The sequence below is a fragment of the Phycisphaerae bacterium genome (assembly GCA_024102815.1).
Classification (GTDB): domain Bacteria; phylum Planctomycetota; class Phycisphaerae; order UBA1845; family UBA1845; genus JAGFJJ01.
This window is the reverse complement of sequence record JAGFJJ010000006.1, coordinates 120,381-139,922: the sequence shown is the minus strand read 5'-3', so window position 1 is coordinate 139,922 and position 19,542 is coordinate 120,381. Positions and strand designations below refer to the sequence as shown.

Sequence of the window (19,542 nt, the reverse complement as noted above, 5' to 3'; positions counted from 1 at the left end):
GGGTTATAACGTTTGTTATAATCCCTCCAGGAGGACGAGCGATGCTGAAGATCACGGTTCGTCGCGTGGGGAACTCGCTCGGTGTCATACTGCCGGCCGAGGCCCGGTCGGCGCTGAACATCGGCGAAGGGGACGTCGTTTTTCTGACCGAGAGCCCCGACGGTTTCCGCATCACGCCTTTCGACCCATCGTTTGAAGAACAGATCGAAGCCGCGCAGGTGGGCATGCGTCAGTATCGCAACGCACTTCGTGAGCTGGCGCGGTGAATGAGCCCACCTGGCTGAGCATTGCCGCCGTGCTGGCGATGCACGAGATGCTTCTCGCGGAGCACGGCGGAGCTGCGGGGATTCGCGACCAGGCTGCACTGGAGTCGGCACTCGCAGCGCCGCAGCATCATTTTCGATATGGCAAGCCCGAAACTTGCGAACTCGCCGCCGTGTATGCGCATGCGATCACGCGAAACCATCCCTTCGTGGACGGCAATAAGCGGACCGCGTTTCTCACTGCGTTCACGTTTCTTGCGCTGAATGGACTCGCGCTGAATGCGCCCGAACATGAGGTGGTCGTCATGGTTCGAGGACTTGCGAGCCGGACGTATTCGCTGGAGGAATTTGCCGAGTGGCTTCGCCGATATTCCTCGCCGAAAGACCTGCCGCCGAACGCGTGACGCTCATGATTCCGGCAAGTGAAGAATCGCGCGGAGTTCGCTCAGGCAGCGAATGACGAAGTCGGCTTCCTCGGCGAAAGCGGGTGGCGGGGCATCGCCGATCATGAGCACGGTGCGCGTGCCGGCCGACTTACCCGAGAGGATGTCGAAGTGGAAGTCGCCGATCAACCAGCTCTGATGCGGATCGGCGGAGAGCTGTCGGCAGAGACTGAGCACCGGTTCGGGCGATGGCTTGACGGCTCCATCTTCGCGCGTGCGGAGGGCATCGATTTCGATTTCAAATCGTCGCAGAACCAGTTCGGCGCAGGCGCGGGTGTTGCGGGTCAGGATGGCCACGGGATGCCCGGCGGCGCGACATTCGGCGACGATTTCCAAAGCATGTTCGTACAGTTCGGCGCGCTCCGCGGCATCGCGTTCGTGGCGATCGAGCACCAATTCCGCGTGCCTGCGGGCATCTGTGTCCAAATGTTCGAGGGCTTCGAGGATCGGTCCGGTGACGCCGAGTTCGGCGCGGATGAGGTCGAAGTCGAGGATGGGCCGGGTGAGTGTGCCGTCGAGGTCGAAGATAACGGCCGATGTCCGTCGGTCCGCGGGTCCGGTCATCTGCTGCCGTTTCCTGCGTTTGCTCGCTAACGTCTGCGACCAAACTGGTCGGATCGTTGCCGGGTGATACACTCTCCGCGTCATTGTAGCACGGACCTTCTCAGGCGGCATCGGTCCGGCGACGCATCGTTACCCAGTGCCTTGTCGAAGTTCGCATGACTGTCATTCTGGGCATTGAAACTTCCTGCGACGAGACGTCCGCGGCCGTGGTGGTCGACGGTACGGACGTTCGCAGCAACGTCGTCGCGTCGCAGGTCGATCTGCACGCCAAGTACGGCGGAGTCGTGCCGGAGATCGCCTCGCGGGCGCACATCGAACGGCTGGATGCGATCGTCGAGGAGGCGATGGCAACGGCCGGGATACGCCCTGAAGACATCGACGCGATCGCGGTTACGAATCGTCCGGGTCTCGCTCCGGCGCTGCTCATCGGGGTGACGGCGGCAAAGACGTTGAGTTGGTCGTGGGGGATCCCGCTGGTCGCGGTCGATCACATCCAGGCGCACGCCTACAGCGCGGCCATCGGCATGGATGAGCCGCCGTGGCCCGCGGTGGCGCTGGTCGTGTCGGGCGGGCACACGTCGCTGTTTCGCGTCGACGGTCCGCGGGAGATCTCGAAACTTGGCGCAACGACGGATGATGCCGCCGGCGAGGCTTTTGACAAAGTGGCGACGATCCTGGGATTGCCGTATCCGGGCGGGCCGGTGATCGAGAAGACGGCACGCGAGGGTAACGCGAAGGCGGTGGACTTTCCCCGAACGATGCTCGCCCCGAACTCGCTGGATTTTTCCTTCTCGGGGATCAAGACGGCCGTGCTTTACCACGTTCACGGTCATGCCAAGACGAGCGGCGGACTGGAGAAGCTCACGCCCAAGGATATTGCCGACATCGCCGCGAGCTTCCAGCAGGCGGTTGTGGATGTGCTGGTTCGTAAGACCATGCTGGCCGTGGCCCAGACGGGAATCAACACGGTGGTGCTCGGCGGTGGTGTGGCGGCCAATCGCGTGCTGCGAACGGCGCTGGAGGAGGAGTGCAATGCTCGGCGGTTGCGCTTTCATGCGGCACCGTGGGCGTACTGCACGGACAATGCGGGCATGATCGCGGCACTGGGCCATCATCGACTGATGGCGGGAATGACTGCCGGACTTGATCTGGAGGCGTACGCGTCGAGTGAGGTGCTCTGAGGGGAGGAAGAAGCCACTCAGCCACGAAGCCACGAGGCGACGAAGGGGGAGAGAGGCAACAGGAAGAAGGCTCGAAGGCACAAAGGCACGAAGGGGAAGAGTGGCGGCGGGAAGAAGGCACGAAGGCACACAGGCACGGAGGGGAAGAGAGGCAAGAAGCAATCGCGAAGAAGGCGCGAAGAGAGAGTTGGGTCAGGAAACATGGTGATGGCAGGCGAACCGCGTGTCTGGCGCCACGCGAATCGCATGTCCAACCGGCTGCGCGGCTCGAAAAAGATGTCTGTGCGAGCGATGCACTTGCGCGTCCGCGCGCGCTTCAAGCCCGCGGCTCACCCTGGACATCGTGCAAAATCCGGTGTTCCATCTCATTTGCCGGGTCTGTGACACCCCCTTACACTCCTGCATCATGACCGAGCGATCGTTGCGGGCGTTGCTGGAATCGGTTCGATTGGGTGACCAGTCGGTGGACGAGGCGCTCACCCGCCTTCGGTCGCTTCCCTTCGAAGACCTCGGTTTCGCCAAGGTGGATCATCATCGCGGTTTGCGATGCGGCTTCTGCGAGGTGATCTACGCACCGGGCAAGACGCTCGAACAAATTGAAGGAGTGTTCCGGCGCTGTGCCGACTCCGGCGCCAATGTGCTCGTGACGCGGCTCGAACCCGACTTTGCGCTCAAGCTCCGTGCGGTTTTTCCGAAGGCCGAGCATCACCCCGCCGCGCGATGCCTCTCCCTGCGGCAACAGGAACCTGAGCCGGCGGAAGGGTTCGTTTCCGTGGTCTGCGCGGGAACGAGCGATATTCCGGTGGCCGAGGAAGTCCGCGTGACACTGGAGCTGATGGACCGTCCGACGCGGACGTTTTATGACGTAGGCGTCGCGGGGCTGCACCGCCTGCTGGCTCACTCGGCGGCGCTGCAACAAGCGGACGTGATCGTGGTCGTGGCGGGGATGGATGGTGCGCTGCCCAGCGTCGTGGGCGGACTGGTGCGCAGCCCGGTCATCGCCGTGCCGACGAGCGTCGGGTACGGGGCGAGTTTTCACGGCGTTGCGGCGCTGTTGACGATGCTCAACAGTTGCGCGGCCGGGGTCACGGTGGTCAATATCGATAACGGGTTCGGTGCAGGTTACGCGGCGGCGCTGATCCATCGCAGTCAGCGGCCTGCCGCGCCGAAGGAACCCGCCGCGTTGACTTGAGCGCTTTTCGGAGGGCCGGCGCCGGGCGCTGGAAGGAACGCTGATTTCATGGCTCGAGAAGTCATCCTGACGCGCGAGATTGCGCCGCTTCCGAAGCGGTCGCAGGATGCCCACAAGGGTAACGCGGGGCGCGTGGCGATCGTGGGGGGGTGCTGCGACGAGCAGATGATGGTCGGTGCCGTGGCGCTGGTGGGGAATGCGGCATTGCGTGCCGGGTGCGGGCTCGTGCAGGCGATCGTTCCCGAAGCGCTTCGCGGGCCGCTCGCGTCGCTCATTCCCTGTGCGACCTTTCGCACGTTGCCGACGGATTCGGGCAAAGCTCTCGAAGCTCTGGCGGAGTTCGATGCGGATGTCCTCGCCCTGGGGCCGGGGCTGGGAAAGACACTGACGCCGGAAGCGATCGTGGCGATTCTTTCGAGCTGGGAGCGTCCTGTTGTCCTCGATGCCGACGGGCTGAATCTGCTGGCCCGCGCGGGCGGCAAGAAGCCACTTTCCACGCGTGTCGTGCTCACGCCGCACCCCGGTGAAGCGAGGCGGCTGCTGCAAGGTCGGGGCACCGACCGGGAGTTTGATCGAAGCGCGGAGCAACGTCGCGAACAGGCGATCGCGCTGGTCGAGGCGTACGGCGGCGTGATGGTGCTCAAAGGCGCAGGGACGATCGTGACAAACGGCTTGCGCATGTACGTGAACGCGACGGGCAATCCGGGCATGGCGACGGGCGGCGCGGGAGACGTGCTGACGGGGATTATCGCCGGGCTGATTGCTCAAGGGATGGACCCGCTCGAAGGGGCGATCCTGGGCGTATACCTTCACGGACTTGCCGGGGACTTCGCCGCGGAGGAAATGGGGCGGCGATCCATGATCGCTACGGACATCATCGACTATCTGCCGGAAGCGTTTGCCGAGCACGAATTGGCGCAAGCGGATTGAGAATCTCGCGCGTGTTCTCTGCTGCGATTGTGCGATAACGTCGCGCGACGATCTGCATCATGCCGCGTCGTCCGAAAACCACGGAACGTACCGCCGCTGGACTGCCGCAGACGGCCATTCGGCGGATTCACGGCGCCGTGCAGTGGATTTGCGGCGAGCGTTACCAAGTCCCGCGCGTTCCGCCGATAGAACCGATAGCGGCCAGGTAGCTTGACGGCGACCGATTCCGGGTCAGCCCATTGAAGCGATTGGAGTTGATGCCGGAATGCCGCCCTCGATTGCCGGCACATGACGCCGGAGGAATCGGGCAAGCCGATCATGCTGAGTGCAGTCGTCCATCCTCCTCGCCGACGGCGATTTCACCACTCGCACCGAGTCCGCCGGATCGGCGCCGTCTTGCTGGTGGGCGCGGGGATCATCGGCGTCGCGTTGGCCATTTACTGGATCGGCATCGGCGCGTGTGCACCCCCGCCGTGAGCGAGTTCATTTCGCCGGGGCTGGACAAGGGTCAGCGTCCGGGACACGCCGGAAGCGATCCGATCAGCCCCCACGCCTCGAAAGCTCCGGCCCCGTTGAGCAGGTCGACGAGTTCGATCAAGTCGGCGAGGGTCGTCCTTCCGGATCGGTTCAAGTCGGAAGCATAATCCGGCAGCGAGACTGCGCCGTCGAGGAATTCGACGAAAGTGCCGATGTCTGCGGCGTCGCTGATTCGATTGCCGTTGACATCGCCCGGAAGAAATCCGAGGCAGGCCACTTCGCCAATCATCAGGTTTCGCACGCAGGTCCACTGGCCGGGTGTGATCGGCCGGTCGAACGTCGCTCCGATTTGATCCCCGGAGGACATGTCCGCCTTGGCGATGGTCGGCGCGGCCGCCGGATCGGGGATGCTGAAGGCATAAAGCCCCTGGGCGGCCAGAGCGCTCATCGAACAGGCGCCCTCGATGCGGATGTCCGTATGGTCCCAGCCCTCGTGGAGCGATGGGTTGTCGATGGGGTGCGGACGGCGCGCGTCGATGGCGCAACCGCCGGGTTCGGAGGCGACGACGGACGCGCACATCTCGGGACCGGCGGCGGTGCGGCAGGTGAGTTCTGCCACGACAAACATCGGCCCGTGAACGGCGGGATCAACCGGCGTCCACCCCGAGTCGTCTACTTGGTAAAACTCGGCGGAGTTGGCACCGACATCGACACTCTCGGAGAAGGCCGGGCTGAAGTCATCCCCGCGCTGCTCCCACGTCAGGTAGACCGGGTTGGGCAAGACGATCCCTGGAGCGAAGTAGATGGTCCTCTCGACGATGGCGTCGGGCTCATCGCTGGCAAGGTTAAGCAGGAATTTCGTGCCGGGGATGGACGAGGCTGATCGGTAGTTGCGCAGGTCGATCAGGGCGATCATGTCGGTGGCGCCGGGAAGGGCGTTGAACACGACCTTCAACGAGACCAGTTCGCAGCGGTCGCCTGGTGCGAGATCGAGGCGAAGGTCGTCAGCCCAGTGCCGACCCGCCCCGGCAAGGTCCATGCGGGGGCCGATGCCTTCGTCGGATGTGCGATACGCCACGCCCTGGGCCAAGGCCGCGGCAGAACCTGTGGAGAGGAGGATGAGGTTCAGGATCAGAACCGGGAATCTTACCGCGTAACTCGAGCGCCCGAAGGGCAGAACATCGCGAATGAGCGTGTTTGCGGACATGGTTGCTCCCCCTGCCAAATCGAAGATTACTTTGATACGAGCCTGACCGGGCGCCGTTTTGAAGTGAACCCGCAAGTGAATTGGTGCGTCAACGGGCTCGCGTGATTTCCTGAATCGTCGACCTCGGCAGCCCCCAGCGACCCAGGACAGCGCATTGTATCAGGACGCAGGCGTCTCGTCACGGACAGATTGGTCGGCCTGGGGGAAACCGGTTTCAGACCGCGATTCGGCAGGCGGTCTGGCTCCCGGCACCGACGTAACTCGGTTTCGGACAAGGGCATAGGCTGCGGCGGAGCACAGGGCCATTCCGGCGACGAGAATCCAGAGCGTTGGCCCGCCCCAGGATTCGAGTACCCATCCCCCGAGGGGAGCGCCGATCATCATGGAGAGTGAGAAGCAGTTGGCAAACGCTCCCATGTAGCGGGCGCGAAGGGAAGGCGGGGCGAGGTCGCTGACGATGGCCGACATCAATGGCGCATTCATGATCTCGCCCATGGTCCAGACGGCGACGGCGACGGCAAAAAGGGCGGCGGAATCGACACCGGCGAACATCGCAAAGCCGACGGCCGTGACCACCGCGGAGAGCGTTACGGCCCGGCCACGGTGGAATCGCGTGATGAATCCGGTCATGGGGAGCTGAACGATCACGATGAGAATTCCGTTGACGGCGATGATCCGGCCGTAGACGTCCGACTCTATGTCGAGCCGGTTCAGGTAGAGCGGGAATGCGGAAAAAGCCTGAACGTATACCAACGAGAGGCCGAACGACCCGAACCAGCAGGCGAGGAAGACGCGGTCGGTAAGGATGTGCCGGACGGCGGCGACGAAGGTGATGGGCTTGGCGACGCTTTCGTCCGTTCGATTGACTGAGGCGGTGGTGTTGCTTTGCACCGACGAGAGCAAGGTCTCCCCCAGGGTGAAGAGGATCAGCATGGCATACGCCGCGGCGGTGAGCGCGTCGCACAGAAAAAGAAGAGGGAACGAGATACGGCTGACGATCCCGCCGACGACGGCGGCGATCGTGAATCCCAGGTTGATGGCCACATACATCAGCCCGAATGCGTGGGGGCGATGCTCCGGCGGGGTGATGTCGGCGATCATGGCGGAGGCGGCCGGCCGGTACATCTCGGCGAGCAATGCGAGGACGAAAAGGGCGGCAAGGATCGTGACAGGGCCGGTCAGAAGCGGGAATACGAGTAGAACGGAGGCAGATCCCAGCAGGCTGATCATCATGATGCGCTTGCGTCCCACGTGGTCGGCGAGGTGTCCGCCAACCATGGACGCCACGAACCAGCCCAAGCCATAGAGCCCCATGGCGAACGTGGCGAAGATTTCGCTCAATCCGTGCTGCTTCAGGTAGATCGCGAGGAAGGGCAGCAAGAAGGTCCCCGCACGGTTGATCAGCGTGCCCAGGCACAGAATGTGCACGGAGCGGGGAAGTCGGATGAATTCGCGAAGCACGGAAACCTCTCAAGTCGGTTCAGGGTCGGGGGCAGTGTAGCGGAGCGATCGCAGGGCGCGAAACAAGGCAGAGCAGGTCGGGTTGTATGAAGTTTGTGTTTGCTTGACGTTCTTCGGGCCGAGGGCGATAGTTCGAGAAGCGTATGAGAATCGCCTACGGGATTCACGGATACGGGCGCGGCCACGCCATGCGGGCTCGGGCGGTGCTGCCGCATCTGGCCGCTCGCCATGAGCTGCTCATTCTGGCGGGCGGCAATGCCTACGAGGCTCTCTGGCCGGATTTTTCACCGGTACGCATCCCCACGCTGCAACATCGTTACACGGTCGGCGGGGAGCTTTCACCCTACCTGACGGTGACGCGCAACGCGCCGGCGGTGTTTGATTTCTGGCTCCACGGACCGGCGACGGACATGGTGCAGGACATCCTCCGCGACTTCCGCGCCGACGTGGTGATTTCGGATTCCGAGGCGCTGACCCTCTGGGCGGCGCGGCGGATGGGCGTTCCGCGCATCAGCTTCGATCACTTCGGGTTGCTGGTTCATTGCCGGCTTGATCTTTCGCCGATGGACCGGCTCCGCTGCCGGACCAACGCGGCCGCGTATCGCATGCTTTTCGGGACCAGCGAGCGGGTGATCGTGTCGAGTTTCTTCACGGCGCCGGCGCGTCGTCCGGGGGTCTGCGTGGTGGGTCCGGTGATACGTACGGAAGTGCGGCAGACGGAGCCGACGCGCGGGGACTATCTTCTGGTCTACCTGAGTACGGGGTCGGCCGAGTTCACGCCGCGGGTGGAAAAGGCGCTGCTTGGTTTGGATGTTCCCGTCAAGGTTTACGGCACGCCGCGGCGCGGATTGCAGGGCAACATCCAGTTCAAGCCACTGGCCAATCTGCCGTTCATCGAGGACCTGGCCGGTTGCCGGGCGGTCTTCGCGACCACGGGCAACCAGCTCATGGGTGAAGTGCTCTACTTCGGCAAGCCCATTCTGGGTATGCCCATCAACTGCATCGAGCAGCGGCTCAACGCGCACCAGATTGACAAGCTGGGCATCGGCCGACAGGTGAAGCGCCGTCACGTATCGGCGACGGTGATTCGCGAGTTCCTGGCCGACGAGGAAAAGTTCCTTCGCAACGTGAAGCGGGATCGGCGCGACGGTGAGCTGGAGGCGTTGGAGGCGATCGAGTGCTTTGCGGGTGAGCTTTGCGCCGCCCGTCCGGCCGACGTACGGAACACGCCGTCATGAAGACTTTTTACCGCAGCGTCTGGATTTCCGACGTTCACCTCTGCACGCGCGACTGCCAGTCGGAGGCGCTGTATGATTTCCTGGACTCGCTGCACTGCGACTATCTCTACCTCGTGGGCGATATCGTGGATATCTGGGCCCTGCGGAAGAAGTGGTACTGGCCCGCGCAGTACAACGATGTCATCCACAAGCTGCTGAAGCGTTCCCGCAAGGGCGCCAAGATCATCTTTATCCCCGGCAACCACGACGACTTCTTCCGCGACTTTATCGGATACCAGTTCGGCGACGTGGAGGTGGTGCAGAACACGGTGCACGTGACCGCGGACAACCGGCGGTTCCTCGTGCTCCATGGGGACGAGTTCGATACGGTCGTGCAGTACCATGGGTGGCTCTCGCACCTGGGAAGCTCCATCTACGCCTACCTCGTGGTGATCAACCGGATGGTGAATGCGGTGCGGCGGTGGTTCGGCTGGCCGTATTGGAGCCTGTCGGGGGCGATCAAGCGGCGGGTGAAGCAGGCGGTGAAGTTCATGACCCGCTTCGAGGAGCTGCTGACCAAGGAAGGCAAGCGGCAGGACGTGGAAGGGGTGATCTGCGGGCACATCCACCAGCCGGGCATGCGCGAGGTCGAGGGCGTGCTCTACATCAACACGGGGGATTGGGTGGAGAACTGCACGGCGCTGGTGGAGGACGAGTCGGGGGCGCTGCGGTTGATCTGGTGGAAGCGGGAGGGCGGGGGGCTGAGCCGCGTGCTGGAGGAGCCGAAGGCGGACGAAAGCAGTTCGGAGAGCTTGCCCGCCCAGGAGCCGGCACCGTTGCAGTCGGCGTAGACGTTGGTCAATCAGGTAACCGCGGCGATGACCTTCAGTTCCACGGCGATGGGCGTGGGCAGGCAGTTGATTTCGATGGTGGTTCGCGTGGGATTGGGCTTGCCCGGACCGGCGAAATGCTCGGCGTAGAGCCGGTTGAACACGGGGAAGTCGTTCTTCATATCGGTGAGAAATACGGTCACGTCGACGATGTCCTCCCACTTTGAGCCGGCGTCTTCCAGGACGGTGCGGACGTTTTCGAAAACGGCGCGGCACTGTGTCTCGATGTCGTAGGCGGTGATCTTGCCCCGGTCATCGAGGGTCACGCCGGGAATTTCCTTGCTGCCGCGCTTTCGCGGGCCGATGCCGGAGAGAAAGAGCAGCGAACCGACGCGCTTGGCGTGGGGGAAGGCGCCGACGGGTTCCGGGGCGCGCTGGCTGGTGAAGTCGTGAGATGGGTTGTTCATCGAAGGTCCTCGCCTCTAAGAACACTGGTCAAGAACAAGGCGAACGGTTCGCATCCGGTGCGTGAAGGGCCGTCCCTGCGATGTCTCAGAAGATGGTCCGCACGGCGGACCCTACGTTGTTCAAGAGTGGTGCGTCAGGGGACGCACCCTACAATCTCCGCCACGCGGGCGATCTCGCGCTCCAGCGCAGCGAGGCCGTCACTGAGCGCGGCCGGGCCGGGTTGAAGTATGATCGAGGAGTCGATTTCCGCAAAGCGCCCTTCGCGCAGAAACGGGGCGTCGGCGAATCCGGGCCGAGCCTTGGCGGCGTTGAGGTTGAACTTCTTCCCGCACCACGAAGCCAGATAGAGATCGGGCTCGCGGCGGAGCACTTCTTCCGGCGAGACGACGCGGTCCTTCGCGGACCCAATGCCGCGATTGTCGGCGAAGCAGTCGATTCCGCCGGCGATCTCGATCAGTTCGGATACCCAGGTGATGCCGGTGATGATCGGGTCAGGCCACTCCTCGAAGTAGACGCGCGGGTGATAGGGGAGTCGGGCGGCGGCCTCGCGAGCGCGCGCCAGGTTGCCTTCGAGTTCATTGCACAAGCGCTCGCCCTCGTCGGCCGCGTCCACCATACGCGACAGCGTGCGGATCATCTCCAGAATGCTCTCGACGTTTCGCTGGTTGAAGCAGTGCACGGCGAGTCCGCGGCGGATGAGATCGGCGCAGATGTCGGCCTGGAGGTCGGAGAAGGCCAGCACGAGGTCGGGCTTCACTGCGAGGATTCTTTCCACGTCGGCGCGGATGTACTGCGACACGACGGGCTTGTCGCGGCGCGCTTCAGGCGGGCGGACGGTGAAGGCGCTGATGCCGACGATGCGATCCTGCTCGCCCAGGCTGTAGAGCGTTTCGGTGGTTTCTTCGGTGAGGCAGACGATGCGCTGCGGGCCGGACATGGTGCTCATCGTAACGTGGGGCCGTGCGGGCGTCACCGGCATACTGCAACTTGCGGATCACGTTGCCGGTGCGTAGGCTGAACCCATCCGTTGACATCCCAGGAGCCGACGATGCGTTGCCGGAGCGAGGTATGGTGAAGCTGTTGTGGATCGCGGCCGGTGGGGCGACGGGCTCGGTGCTGCGCTATCTGGTCTCGGGTTGGGTGCAGCAGGGGACGAAAGGGACGTTTCCCTGGGGAACGCTGGTTGTCAATGTCTGCGGCTGCTTCCTGATCGGGCTGCTCGCGCACCTGCTGGCCGAGCAGTCGCTGGTGCGCGAGGAGCATCGCGCGGCGCTGCTCATCGGCGTGCTCGGGGGCTTTACGACGTATTCCACGTATGCGTGGGAGACGTTGGCGTTCGTGGGCGAAGGGCAATTCGGGCGAGCGCTGGCCAACGTGGCGTTGAGTACGATTGTCGGGCTGGGTGCGGCGTGGGCGGGCTATCGGACGAGTGTTCTGCTTGCCGGAGGGTAGGTCCGTGAAGATTCCCGAAGAGGGTCACCTGCTGCGAATATTCATCGGGGAAAGCGACAAATGGCAGGGCCGGCCGCTGTATGAGGCCATCGTGCTAAAAGCGCGAGAGATGCACCTGGCCGGGGCGACGGTGCTGCGGGGCGTCATGGGGTTCGGGGCACATTCGCGCCTGCATACGACAAAGGTGCTGCGACTCTCGGAGGATCTGCCCATGGTCATCGAGATTATCGACCAGCGGGAGCGGATCGAGGCGTTTCTGCCGCACATCGACGAGATGGTCCGGGAAGGTCTGGTCACGCTCGAAGCGGCAAAGGTACTTCGTTATCGCGCGGACAACCCGCCGGCGGATGATGCGGGCAGCGGCGCGTAGTCCGAATTCGTCACCAATCGATGTCGCTGAGATCCTGAGCGTGCCCGGGAATCGGTGCGATTCACTTCAACTTCGCATGACGTCCGAAGCGAGCTCACGAAAGCGGACCCAATCCGTAAGAAAAAAAAGTTGACGAAATTCGCGTTTCTCGATGGCGCGAACGCGGGAAAGCTGCGCGGGGATTAGTCAAGTCCTTGCAGGCCCTAGTTATATCTTAGCCTCCAGTTGACTGCTCGGAGGGCGAAACGTCCGCAGAGGCTTCCGAGTCCAAAGGGGGTTACAGACATGGCCTTGACCGTCACCAACACGAACACGATTCAACTGCTGAGTATTCTGAACCGCAACACCGCGGCGCAGGAAAAGACCATTTCCCAACTCACGACGGGAAAACGCATCAACAGCGGAAAGGACGACCCGGCCGGTCTGATCGCCCTGTCGCTCCTTCAGGCGGAACGCATCGCCGTCGAGTCCTCGCTGACCAACAACCAGCGGACGGACGCGATTCTTTCCGTGGCGGACTCCGCCTTCGGCGAGATCTCCAACCTGCTGAACGAGATTGAGACCCTGGTGACGTCGTCGACGTCGTCGGCCAATCTCACCGATGCGGAGATCGCCGCGAACCAGTCGCAGATCGACGACGCCCTGACGGCGATCGATCGAATCGTGAGCACCACGAACTTCAACGGGAAGAAGCTGCTGGACGGTACGTTCAGCGTTCAGACCACGGGCGTTGCAGGCAACAGCAACCTTTCCAACCTGCGCGTCTATTCGCGAAGCCAGTCGACGTCGGACACGTCGCTCACGGTGACGCGGGTGGCATCGGCCCAGCTTGCCACGTCGACCTTTGCCACATTCGGTGGAGCGTCGACGACGCGGTCATCGGGTACGACCCAGGTGACCATCCAGGGAACGCTCGGCGCCGCGACGCTGACCATTGCCAGCAGCCTGACGCAGGCGGAAGTCGTCACCGCCATCAACGCCGCCAAGGACCAGACCGGTGTTTCTGCGATTCAGAACGCGGCCAACATCGGGCTGAACTCGACGACGTATGGCGAGGATGCGTTCGTCAGCGTGCAGGTGCTTTCCGGGGGGTACGTGAACAGCAGCTACGGAACGGCGACGACGGACAGCAGCACGGCCAATGACGTGCAGAACGTTGCCAAGACCTCCGGAACAGACGCGAACATTCAAATCAACGGACAGACGGCCGGCACGGATGGTCTGGACGTTGTATACAGTGCCAACGGCCTGAGCCTGTCGTTTACGCTCGGTGATGACTTCGGCAAGGGCAACACGGCCAACACGACGACGAGCTTCACGGTCCAGGCGTCCGGCGGCGCGACCTTCCAATTGGGTACGACGACGGACACGCGCCAGACGATCGGCATCGACTCGTTGTCCACCTTCCAACTCGGTGGTGGAAACGGGACCGTACGCCTCTCCGAGCTGCGATCCGGTTCCGCCGCGGCGTTGGCAACCGACGCTGCGGGGGCGCTGCTGTCCATCCGCGATGCGGTCAGCCAGGTGGCCAGTATCCGCGGCCGAATCGGCGGATTCCAGAAATTCCAGGTCGGTAGCGCCATCAATTCACTGCAGGCTTCTCAAGTCGGACTTTCCGAGGCCGAGAGCGTCATCGGCGATGCCGACTTCGCGGTGGCCACGTCGAACTTGAACAAGCAGCAGGTTCTTATCCAGTCGGGCATCAGCCTGCTGGGTGTCGTGAATCAGCAAGCGGCACAGATTCTGTCGCTGCTCTAGAAAATGGGGGTCGCGGTCGGCGGACTGGCCTCGGAGCTTCCGCCGTAACCGATCGGTAAGGCTCGCTGAGCCAAGCCGAACGACCTCAATAAGCGTGCAATCCGGATCCGTACCTCCAGGATTGCCATCAGGGACACGTTCAGGAGCGGTCTAGGGGGGGACTGCTCTTGTCGGGGGGCGGTAGCGGGTCGAGGGTTCGCCCTTCGGCCCGCTGCGTCTTTTGGCGACACGGTGACAAAGAAGTGCGCTACTCGTGTCGGCTTCGGGCAAGCTGCAATCCAAACAACACCAGCCCGATGCCGGTCACGGTCTCGATGGCGCTTCGAACCTTCGGGCGGCTCAGGAATGAGCGGAGCACTTCCAACAGGCTGGCGTAGACGCTGAGCCAGATCAGGCCGAATGCGATATGGATGCTGGCCAGCAGTAGTGAGCGCAAGAACACGGGGTCATTGGGGCGGACGAATTGCGGCAACACCATCAAATAGAAGACGGCGACCTTCGGATTGAGTAGGTTTGTCAGCAGGCCTTCGAGAAATCCGCTCCGAATCGTGATCGGGGGTCGATGCTCCGATGCGGTTGCGGTCGGCCCAACCCGGCCGTCTTTCCAAGCCTGCCACAATGTCTTGGCGCCAAGCCACACGAGGTAGACGGCGCCAATTATTTTTACGAATTGGAACGCCTCAGCGGATCGAGCCAGAATCGCCGAAAGTCCCATCGACGAGAGCACCGCATGGATTGAGCAGCCGAGGACAATGCCCATTGTCGTGTACCAGCCGGCTGTTCTGCCGCCGCGAAGCGTGCTGCGCGTAACCAGAGCGGTATCGGCCCCCGGGAGCAGGGTCAGGCCCAAGGCAAGCAACGCAAAACTGAGAATCGTACCGTCCATTGACTTAGCCCCCTCCGGCCTGTGGTTGTCCGCCGTTTGGGCGATCTACTTCTTGCACCGCTTTTCTTGAATGAGTTTTCGCAAGTTGGCAAGCGTTCCCGTGTTGGCCACATCGTCCTTTCTTGCTCCGCCGCGGCGGGCGGTGATGACGCCGAAACGCATCTGGTCCAGTTGATCCGTGCTGTGCGCATCGGTGTTGATGACCAGGGTGACCCCGGCCGCACGAGCCTGGCGCACGTGAATATCTTTCAGATCCAACCGCTGCCAACTGGCGTTGATCTCCAGCATGGTGCGCGACTCGGCCGCCGCCTGCACGACGCGCTCCATGTCGAGTTCCATCGCGGGGCGCCTGTTGATCAGCCGTCCGGTCGGATGGCCGATGGCGCAGACGAACGGATTCTCCATGGCCGCCAGCGTCCGCTGCGTCGGACCGTCCTTCCCGGATTTCGCCGCACTCATGCCGGAATGGACACTGGCGACGACCCAGTCACAGGCGGCAAGGATGTCGTCCGGGTAGTCGAGTGATCCGTCAGCCAGGATGTCGCATTCGCACCCGGCGAGCACGGCGATGCCTTTGATTTTCTTGTCCACAGCGCGGACATCCTCAATGTGCTGCCACATGCGCTCGATGGACAATCCGTTGGCGATGACCGAGCTCTTCGAGTGGTCACAGATGGCGATATAGTCGTAGCCCCTCTCCTTGGCCGCGAGGGCCATCTCTTCAATGGTGTTCCTGCCGTCGCTGGCCATGGTGTGCATGTGCAGGTCGCCGCGGATGTCGGCCAGTTCGACCAGTTGCAACGCCTTCTCGTCGAGCTCCAGTTCCCCGCGGTCCTCGCGTTGTTCCGGCGGAGCCATGGGCAGGCCGAGCCGGGCATAAATGTCCGCTTCCGTGCGGCCCGCGATGCTGGATTCGCCATCAAAGAGCCCGTACTCATTGAGTCGCCATCCCTTTCGAACGGCGAATTCCCGCACCCTCACGTTGTGTTCCTTGGAGCCGGTGAAGTACTGGAGGGCGGCGCCGTAGGATTCGCCCGGTACGACGCGAAGATCAATCTGAAGCGGGCGCCCCTGCTCGAGCTCGATGGTGATGGAGCCCTTGGTATCACCCGAGGCCAGGACACGTTGCACGCCTTGCAACTCCGTAAAGGTCCGCACAATGTCCCGAGCCCGGCCTTCGGTCGTCTCGCACACGATGTCCACGTCACCGATGGTCTCGCATCCACGACGCAGCGACCCGGCAATTTCGGCCCGGACAACGCCGTCGATCAGACGAACACGATCGAGCACGGTCTCGGCCAATGGAAGGGCGACACCCAGCGGTGTCCGTGCCGCGCTGCTCTCCAGGAAAGTGATTCCTTCGGCGATCTTGCGGACGGAAGCAGCCCCGAAGCCGGGCAATTCGGCCAGTTCCCCCGATTCGATCACCCGCCGGAGTTCGGTCAGATTTCCCACGCCCAGGCTCCGATGGATAACGCTCACCTTCTTGGGTCCCATGCCGGGAACGTCCAGCAGCGTGAGCAGGCCGGGCGGAAACTTCGATTTGAGCGAATCGTGCTCCTCGAGGCGGCCCGTGTCGAGATACTCCTGAATGCGTGCGGCCATGCCCTTGCCGATTCCCGGAATCGAGGTGAGCTTCCCCTCGTCCGCCCAGGCCTGCAGGTCGCCTGTGAAGTCATCCAGGCTACGCGATGCCCGGCGAAAGGAGCTGATGCGAAAAGTCTCCGCGCCGTCGATCTCGAGGAGATCGGCCGTTTCCGACAATAGGCGGGCAATATCCTGCTGAAGCATGGGGCTGATCCGCCGACGCGCTCCCCGCGGGTCGGTCCAGGTAAACGTGTTGTTACGCATGCGTGGCAGCGCCGATGTTGGTATGCTATCGCGACCGTGGAGAAATGGCCACGCAGGGCGGTTTGGAAAGCGGATCGAGAGCAGGTCTGCAATTTCGGGGAGTTTCGGGTCAAGCGATGGATCGCCGGGCGGCTGTTCAAAGCGTTCTCCTGGGCATGCTGCTTCTTGTCCTGGGAGGTTGTGCGGGACCGCACATGCCCTCGGGGAACGCGCCGCGCATCGGACGCGTCTATTGCCTGCGGGGCCTGATGGATGTTTTCTCTCTGGGATTGAACGATCTCGCCCGGGAGCTGCGTAAAGAGGGAGTCCGGGCGGCGGACATGAGTGGTTCGCGGTGGCGGTCACTGGCCGTCGAACTCGAGGCGGAAGCCGCGAACGGGGAACCGGAGGAGCCGATCGTCTTGGTGGGGCACAGTTATGGTGCCGACAACGCCGTCCGGCTCGCGTGGCGGCTGAAAAAGGCGGGGATCGACGTGGATCTGCTCCTGCTGCTTGACGCCACCGCTCCGCCGCCGATTCCCGACAACGTGATTCGCTGCGTGCATTATTACAAGCCAACAGTGTTGGGCGCGGCCTGTCCCATTTGTTTCGCGGGCAATCCCGTGGTGCTCGCCGCGGGAAACGAACGTACCGTGCTGTTGAATACGGTCATCTCCCGCGAGACGCTCGGAGCGGATGCCGTGGGAGTCGGCCACTTCAACGTCGATGCGGCACCTGCGATTCATCGTGCCTGCGAGCACGAGATCATGGCGATATGCGTTCTGCGGTCGAGCCGGGCGACGCAGGGACCGCACAAACCGGATGATGTCGCCGCGCCGGTGGAGGAGCGAAGCGGATCGTGAGTCCCCTGCCCGCTTACATCGTCGGGTGCGTCGTCCTGGGCTATTGGGGATGCGTGGTCGTGAAGATCTTCCGCGCGGCACGGAAGGGGAAATCGGTTGCGCGCGTTTTCGTTCCCAGGCAATCGTTGGAACAGGGACTGTGGACCCTCTGGATCCCCACGATTCTGTGCTGGATCGCTTTGCCCTTCGTCATTCCCAACCAGCATACCGAACGGCGATTCTGGCTGGCCATGATTGATCTATCGGCGGCGCCCCTGCTGGCGGAGCTGCTGCGCTGGCTGGCGGCCATTCTGGCCGTGGTCATCCTGAGCTTGTCGATTTACTGCTGGCGATACATGGGGCGGTCGTGGCGGCTTGGCGTGGATACTTCGCAGAAAGTGCTGCTGACGGAAGGCCCTTTCCGATGGTCGCGTCATCCGATTTATTCGTTGGGTCTGGCCCTGATGGTGTGCACCGTTGTTGCGGTCCCGGCGCCGGCCATGTTTGCGGTGGCCGTGGCCCATTTCACGCTCATTCATCTCAAGGTCCGAGTCGAAGAGCGGTTCCTGCTGGCCTTGCACGGCGATTTGTATGAGAATTACCGCAGGCGAACCGGGCGATTCGTGCCGCGATTCCGCATGGTTCAGCGTCTCGAGCCCGCGCGCGATCCATAACGCTCGCGCGTCGGGGAATGCAGGGGAATGATCACCGACGAACCAAACCGTGGTCCGGAGTGGACGCCGCTCGAACCGTTTCAGCGGCTCATGCTGCTGTGGCGCTCGAATCACCCGTACAACGCGGCGCATTCCCTGCTCCTGCGCGGCCCCGCGGACGTCAATCGATTGCGCGTCGCGGTGAGCGCCGTCTGCCGGCAAGCGGGCATTGGTCTATTCCACCTCGATCCCTCGCAGCAGCGCATCGCCTGGGATCGGCTGGATGACGATCCGCCGATCCAGATTCGCGCGAAGTGCCTGGACCCACTCGCCGCGCTAAGGGGCATTCTTGCGGACGAACTGAATCGCGCCTTTGCCGCTACCGGCGGGCATCCGTTACGCTGGACGGTTTGCGAGTCCCTCGACCGGGATCAGCACCTGCTCATTCTCTGCTACGATCATGTCGTGGCCGATGCGTTTGCCGTGCAGGCGCTGGTCGCCGGGGTGCTTCAGAAGTACGTGGGTGTGGAAGGCGCTTCGTCCGCTTCGGCGCTGACTACGCACGTGCCCGATCAGAGAGGGCATGTGGCGCGCTCAGACAATGGGCCGATTTCGATAATCCGCGCCGGTGCCAGGACGATGCGAGGCTACCTGAGTCTGCGGTACGCACACCGCATGCACGAAGCACGAAGCGGTGGCCTGGACACGGGCGTGGTTACCCATTCGCTGTCTGCCGATCGCGCCGGATTCATTGGCGGGAGAAACCACCGGGGTGTGCCGGGCTGGAACGATCTGTTCCTCGCCGCCACGGCCGTAGCCCTCGCACGACTTACGCCTCAGCGTCGTACGCATCGCCAGCGACGGGCGCTGGGCCTGGGAACGATCATCAGCTTGCGGGAGCGCATTCAACCCGGCGCCACCGTAGACTTTACCTGTCTTCTCTCCAATGCAACCGTGCTCATTCGTCGCCCCGACGCCGAGCCGAGGGCTGTGCTCAACGAGGTCATGCAGTGCACCAGCAAGCTCAAGGCCCGGCGCAAGGCCTGTTCATCGTTCGAGGCGTTTGCCGTTCGAAGGATCTGGCCGATGCTGCGCATACGGGATGATCGCGCCGGCTACCGCAAGTATTATCCTCTGTGCGCGGGCGTGAGCACGGTGGTGGTGGATGACCGCTGGTACGGCGGCGTCACCGACCGCGTTCTCCGAGTCGTGCGATCCTGTCCTACGGGCCCGGCGCTGCCGCTGGTGCTGGCCCCGACGATCCGAGGCAATCGCGTTGAACTCTCCCTGACCTACCGCCGGGCGTGCCTGGACGAGTCCGGTGCGTCCTCGCTCCTGGCGGAAATCGCCTCGGTCCTGGCATTGCCCGAACTGGGTGGGCTGACGCCGCTGATGCGCCAGGCCGCCTCACCGTTGGGCAGAGATTCTCATCCGGTTCCCGGTGTGGCGGAGTTAGAGGACAACCACGCCGCGCGGGGGATTGGCGGGTGAAAGAGAAGGCGGACAGCAATATCAACA

General features: G+C 63.2%; 21 protein-coding genes. 14 read left to right on the top strand and 7 right to left on the bottom strand.

What is annotated here, in order from left to right:
• The first annotated feature begins 41 nt into the window (after positions 1 to 41).
• Together J5J06_01885 and J5J06_01880 are read left to right on the top strand one after the other, a co-directional pair.
• Positions 42 to 266 carry an AbrB/MazE/SpoVT family DNA-binding domain-containing protein gene (locus J5J06_01885; protein MCO6435820.1) on the top strand — a complete coding sequence of 75 codons (225 nt, stop codon included), beginning with the start codon at positions 42 to 44 and terminating at the stop codon, positions 264 to 266.
• Between the two features lie 38 nt (positions 267 to 304).
• Entirely contained in the window at positions 305 to 667 is a 363-nt protein-coding gene (locus J5J06_01880) for a type II toxin-antitoxin system death-on-curing family toxin (protein ID MCO6435819.1), read from the top strand.
• Between the two features lie 3 nt (positions 668 to 670).
• Here J5J06_01880 and J5J06_01875 read toward each other — a convergent pair whose 3' ends face one another.
• Positions 671 to 1,270, bottom strand: a complete 600-nt coding sequence (locus J5J06_01875) for an HAD-IA family hydrolase (GenBank protein ID MCO6435818.1) — start codon at positions 1,268 to 1,270, stop codon at positions 671 to 673.
• 155 nt (positions 1,271 to 1,425) lie between these two features.
• On the opposite strand from J5J06_01875, the gene tsaD reads away from it, so the two are divergent.
• From tsaD to J5J06_01855, 4 genes are all read left to right on the top strand, one after another.
• On the top strand, positions 1,426 to 2,451 hold the full coding sequence (gene tsaD / locus J5J06_01870) for a tRNA (adenosine(37)-N6)-threonylcarbamoyltransferase complex transferase subunit TsaD (GenBank protein ID MCO6435817.1): 1,026 nt from the start codon (positions 1,426 to 1,428) through the stop codon (positions 2,449 to 2,451).
• Between the two features lie 406 nt (positions 2,452 to 2,857).
• Positions 2,858 to 3,643: a nickel pincer cofactor biosynthesis protein LarB gene (larB, locus tag J5J06_01865; protein MCO6435816.1), complete on the top strand. Its 786-nt coding sequence runs from the start codon at positions 2,858 to 2,860 to the stop codon at positions 3,641 to 3,643.
• Between the two features lie 48 nt (positions 3,644 to 3,691).
• Positions 3,692 to 4,573, top strand: coding sequence for an NAD(P)H-hydrate dehydratase (locus tag J5J06_01860; protein ID MCO6435815.1), 882 nt, complete (start codon positions 3,692 to 3,694; stop codon positions 4,571 to 4,573).
• A 288-nt stretch (positions 4,574 to 4,861) separates the two neighbouring features.
• Complete coding sequence (locus tag J5J06_01855; GenBank protein MCO6435814.1) at positions 4,862 to 5,050, top strand: hypothetical protein; 189 nt, start codon at positions 4,862 to 4,864, stop codon at positions 5,048 to 5,050.
• Between the two features lie 31 nt (positions 5,051 to 5,081).
• On the opposite strand, the gene J5J06_01850 is transcribed toward J5J06_01855, so the two are convergent.
• Complete coding sequence (locus J5J06_01850) at positions 5,082 to 6,257, bottom strand: hypothetical protein (GenBank protein MCO6435813.1); 1,176 nt, start codon at positions 6,255 to 6,257, stop codon at positions 5,082 to 5,084.
• 159 nt (positions 6,258 to 6,416) lie between these two features.
• A complete protein-coding gene (locus J5J06_01845) occupies positions 6,417 to 7,718 on the bottom strand; it encodes an MFS transporter (protein MCO6435812.1) in 1,302 nt (433 codons plus the stop codon).
• Positions 7,719 to 7,861: 143 nt separating this feature from the next.
• Here J5J06_01845 and J5J06_01840 point away from each other — a divergent pair, with 143 nt between their 5' ends.
• Both J5J06_01840 and J5J06_01835 read left to right on the top strand, forming a co-directional pair.
• Positions 7,862 to 8,956 carry a hypothetical protein gene (locus J5J06_01840; protein ID MCO6435811.1) on the top strand — a complete coding sequence of 365 codons (1,095 nt, stop codon included), beginning with the start codon at positions 7,862 to 7,864 and terminating at the stop codon, positions 8,954 to 8,956.
• Entirely contained in the window at positions 8,953 to 9,786 is an 834-nt protein-coding gene (locus tag J5J06_01835; GenBank protein MCO6435810.1) for a UDP-2,3-diacylglucosamine diphosphatase, read from the top strand. The genes J5J06_01840 and J5J06_01835 overlap by 4 nt, the downstream gene beginning before the upstream one ends.
• 11 nt (positions 9,787 to 9,797) lie before the next feature.
• Here J5J06_01835 and J5J06_01830 read toward each other — a convergent pair whose 3' ends face one another.
• Positions 9,798 to 10,232, bottom strand: coding sequence for a RidA family protein (locus J5J06_01830; GenBank protein MCO6435809.1), 435 nt, complete (start codon positions 10,230 to 10,232; stop codon positions 9,798 to 9,800).
• A gap of 134 nt (positions 10,233 to 10,366) precedes the next feature.
• A complete protein-coding gene (locus J5J06_01825; protein ID MCO6435808.1) occupies positions 10,367 to 11,179 on the bottom strand; it encodes a cobalamin-binding protein in 813 nt (270 codons plus the stop codon).
• Positions 11,180 to 11,301: 122 nt separating this feature from the next.
• Here J5J06_01825 and crcB point away from each other — a divergent pair, with 122 nt between their 5' ends.
• From crcB to J5J06_01810, 3 genes are all read left to right on the top strand, one after another.
• Positions 11,302 to 11,685, top strand: a complete 384-nt coding sequence (gene crcB, locus J5J06_01820) for a fluoride efflux transporter CrcB (GenBank protein ID MCO6435807.1) — start codon at positions 11,302 to 11,304, stop codon at positions 11,683 to 11,685.
• Between the two features lie 4 nt (positions 11,686 to 11,689).
• Complete coding sequence (locus J5J06_01815; GenBank protein MCO6435806.1) at positions 11,690 to 12,055, top strand: DUF190 domain-containing protein; 366 nt, start codon at positions 11,690 to 11,692, stop codon at positions 12,053 to 12,055.
• A 285-nt stretch (positions 12,056 to 12,340) separates the two neighbouring features.
• Positions 12,341 to 13,813, top strand: a complete 1,473-nt coding sequence (locus J5J06_01810) for a hypothetical protein (GenBank protein MCO6435805.1) — start codon at positions 12,341 to 12,343, stop codon at positions 13,811 to 13,813.
• 247 nt (positions 13,814 to 14,060) lie between these two features.
• On the opposite strand, the gene J5J06_01805 is transcribed toward J5J06_01810, so the two are convergent.
• Both J5J06_01805 and polX read right to left on the bottom strand, forming a co-directional pair.
• Positions 14,061 to 14,699, bottom strand: coding sequence for a LysE family translocator (locus J5J06_01805; protein ID MCO6435804.1), 639 nt, complete (start codon positions 14,697 to 14,699; stop codon positions 14,061 to 14,063).
• A 45-nt stretch (positions 14,700 to 14,744) separates the two neighbouring features.
• Complete coding sequence (gene polX, locus J5J06_01800; GenBank protein ID MCO6435803.1) at positions 14,745 to 16,550, bottom strand: DNA polymerase/3'-5' exonuclease PolX; 1,806 nt, start codon at positions 16,548 to 16,550, stop codon at positions 14,745 to 14,747.
• 44 nt (positions 16,551 to 16,594) lie between these two features.
• Here polX and J5J06_01795 point away from each other — a divergent pair, with 44 nt between their 5' ends.
• The 3 genes from J5J06_01795 to J5J06_01785 are packed head-to-tail and all read left to right on the top strand — an operon-like array spanning position 16,595 to position 19,515.
• On the top strand, positions 16,595 to 17,392 hold the full coding sequence (locus tag J5J06_01795; GenBank protein ID MCO6435802.1) for a hypothetical protein: 798 nt from the start codon (positions 16,595 to 16,597) through the stop codon (positions 17,390 to 17,392).
• Positions 17,389 to 18,045 (top strand): isoprenylcysteine carboxylmethyltransferase family protein, encoded by a 657-nt coding sequence (locus tag J5J06_01790; protein ID MCO6435801.1) that lies wholly within the window; start codon positions 17,389 to 17,391, stop codon positions 18,043 to 18,045. Before J5J06_01795 ends, J5J06_01790 begins: the two co-directional genes overlap by 4 nt.
• Before the next feature lie 27 nt (positions 18,046 to 18,072).
• Positions 18,073 to 19,515 carry a hypothetical protein gene (locus tag J5J06_01785; GenBank protein MCO6435800.1) on the top strand — a complete coding sequence of 481 codons (1,443 nt, stop codon included), beginning with the start codon at positions 18,073 to 18,075 and terminating at the stop codon, positions 19,513 to 19,515.
• Positions 19,516 to 19,542: the final 27 nt, after the last annotated feature.

Coding starts and splice junctions, on each gene's coding strand:
- J5J06_01885 (MCO6435820.1), top strand. CDS start 42: ATGCTGAAGATCACGGTTCGTCGCGTGGGGAACTCGCTCGGTGTCATA.
- J5J06_01880 (MCO6435819.1), top strand. CDS start 305: ATGCACGAGATGCTTCTCGCGGAGCACGGCGGAGCTGCGGGGATTCGC.
- J5J06_01875 (MCO6435818.1), bottom strand. CDS start 1,270: ATGACCGGACCCGCGGACCGACGGACATCGGCCGTTATCTTCGACCTC.
- tsaD (MCO6435817.1), top strand. CDS start 1,426: ATGACTGTCATTCTGGGCATTGAAACTTCCTGCGACGAGACGTCCGCG.
- larB (MCO6435816.1), top strand. CDS start 2,858: ATGACCGAGCGATCGTTGCGGGCGTTGCTGGAATCGGTTCGATTGGGT.
- J5J06_01860 (MCO6435815.1), top strand. CDS start 3,692: ATGGCTCGAGAAGTCATCCTGACGCGCGAGATTGCGCCGCTTCCGAAG.
- J5J06_01855 (MCO6435814.1), top strand. CDS start 4,862: ATGACGCCGGAGGAATCGGGCAAGCCGATCATGCTGAGTGCAGTCGTC.
- J5J06_01850 (MCO6435813.1), bottom strand. CDS start 6,257: ATGTCCGCAAACACGCTCATTCGCGATGTTCTGCCCTTCGGGCGCTCG.
- J5J06_01840 (MCO6435811.1), top strand. CDS start 7,862: ATGAGAATCGCCTACGGGATTCACGGATACGGGCGCGGCCACGCCATG.
- J5J06_01835 (MCO6435810.1), top strand. CDS start 8,953: ATGAAGACTTTTTACCGCAGCGTCTGGATTTCCGACGTTCACCTCTGC.
- J5J06_01830 (MCO6435809.1), bottom strand. CDS start 10,232: ATGAACAACCCATCTCACGACTTCACCAGCCAGCGCGCCCCGGAACCC.
- J5J06_01825 (MCO6435808.1), bottom strand. CDS start 11,179: ATGAGCACCATGTCCGGCCCGCAGCGCATCGTCTGCCTCACCGAAGAA.
- crcB (MCO6435807.1), top strand. CDS start 11,302: ATGGTGAAGCTGTTGTGGATCGCGGCCGGTGGGGCGACGGGCTCGGTG.
- J5J06_01810 (MCO6435805.1), top strand. CDS start 12,341: ATGGCCTTGACCGTCACCAACACGAACACGATTCAACTGCTGAGTATT.
- J5J06_01805 (MCO6435804.1), bottom strand. CDS start 14,699: ATGGACGGTACGATTCTCAGTTTTGCGTTGCTTGCCTTGGGCCTGACC.
- polX (MCO6435803.1), bottom strand. CDS start 16,550: ATGCGTAACAACACGTTTACCTGGACCGACCCGCGGGGAGCGCGTCGG.
- J5J06_01795 (MCO6435802.1), top strand. CDS start 16,595: ATGGCCACGCAGGGCGGTTTGGAAAGCGGATCGAGAGCAGGTCTGCAA.
- J5J06_01785 (MCO6435800.1), top strand. CDS start 18,073: ATGATCACCGACGAACCAAACCGTGGTCCGGAGTGGACGCCGCTCGAA.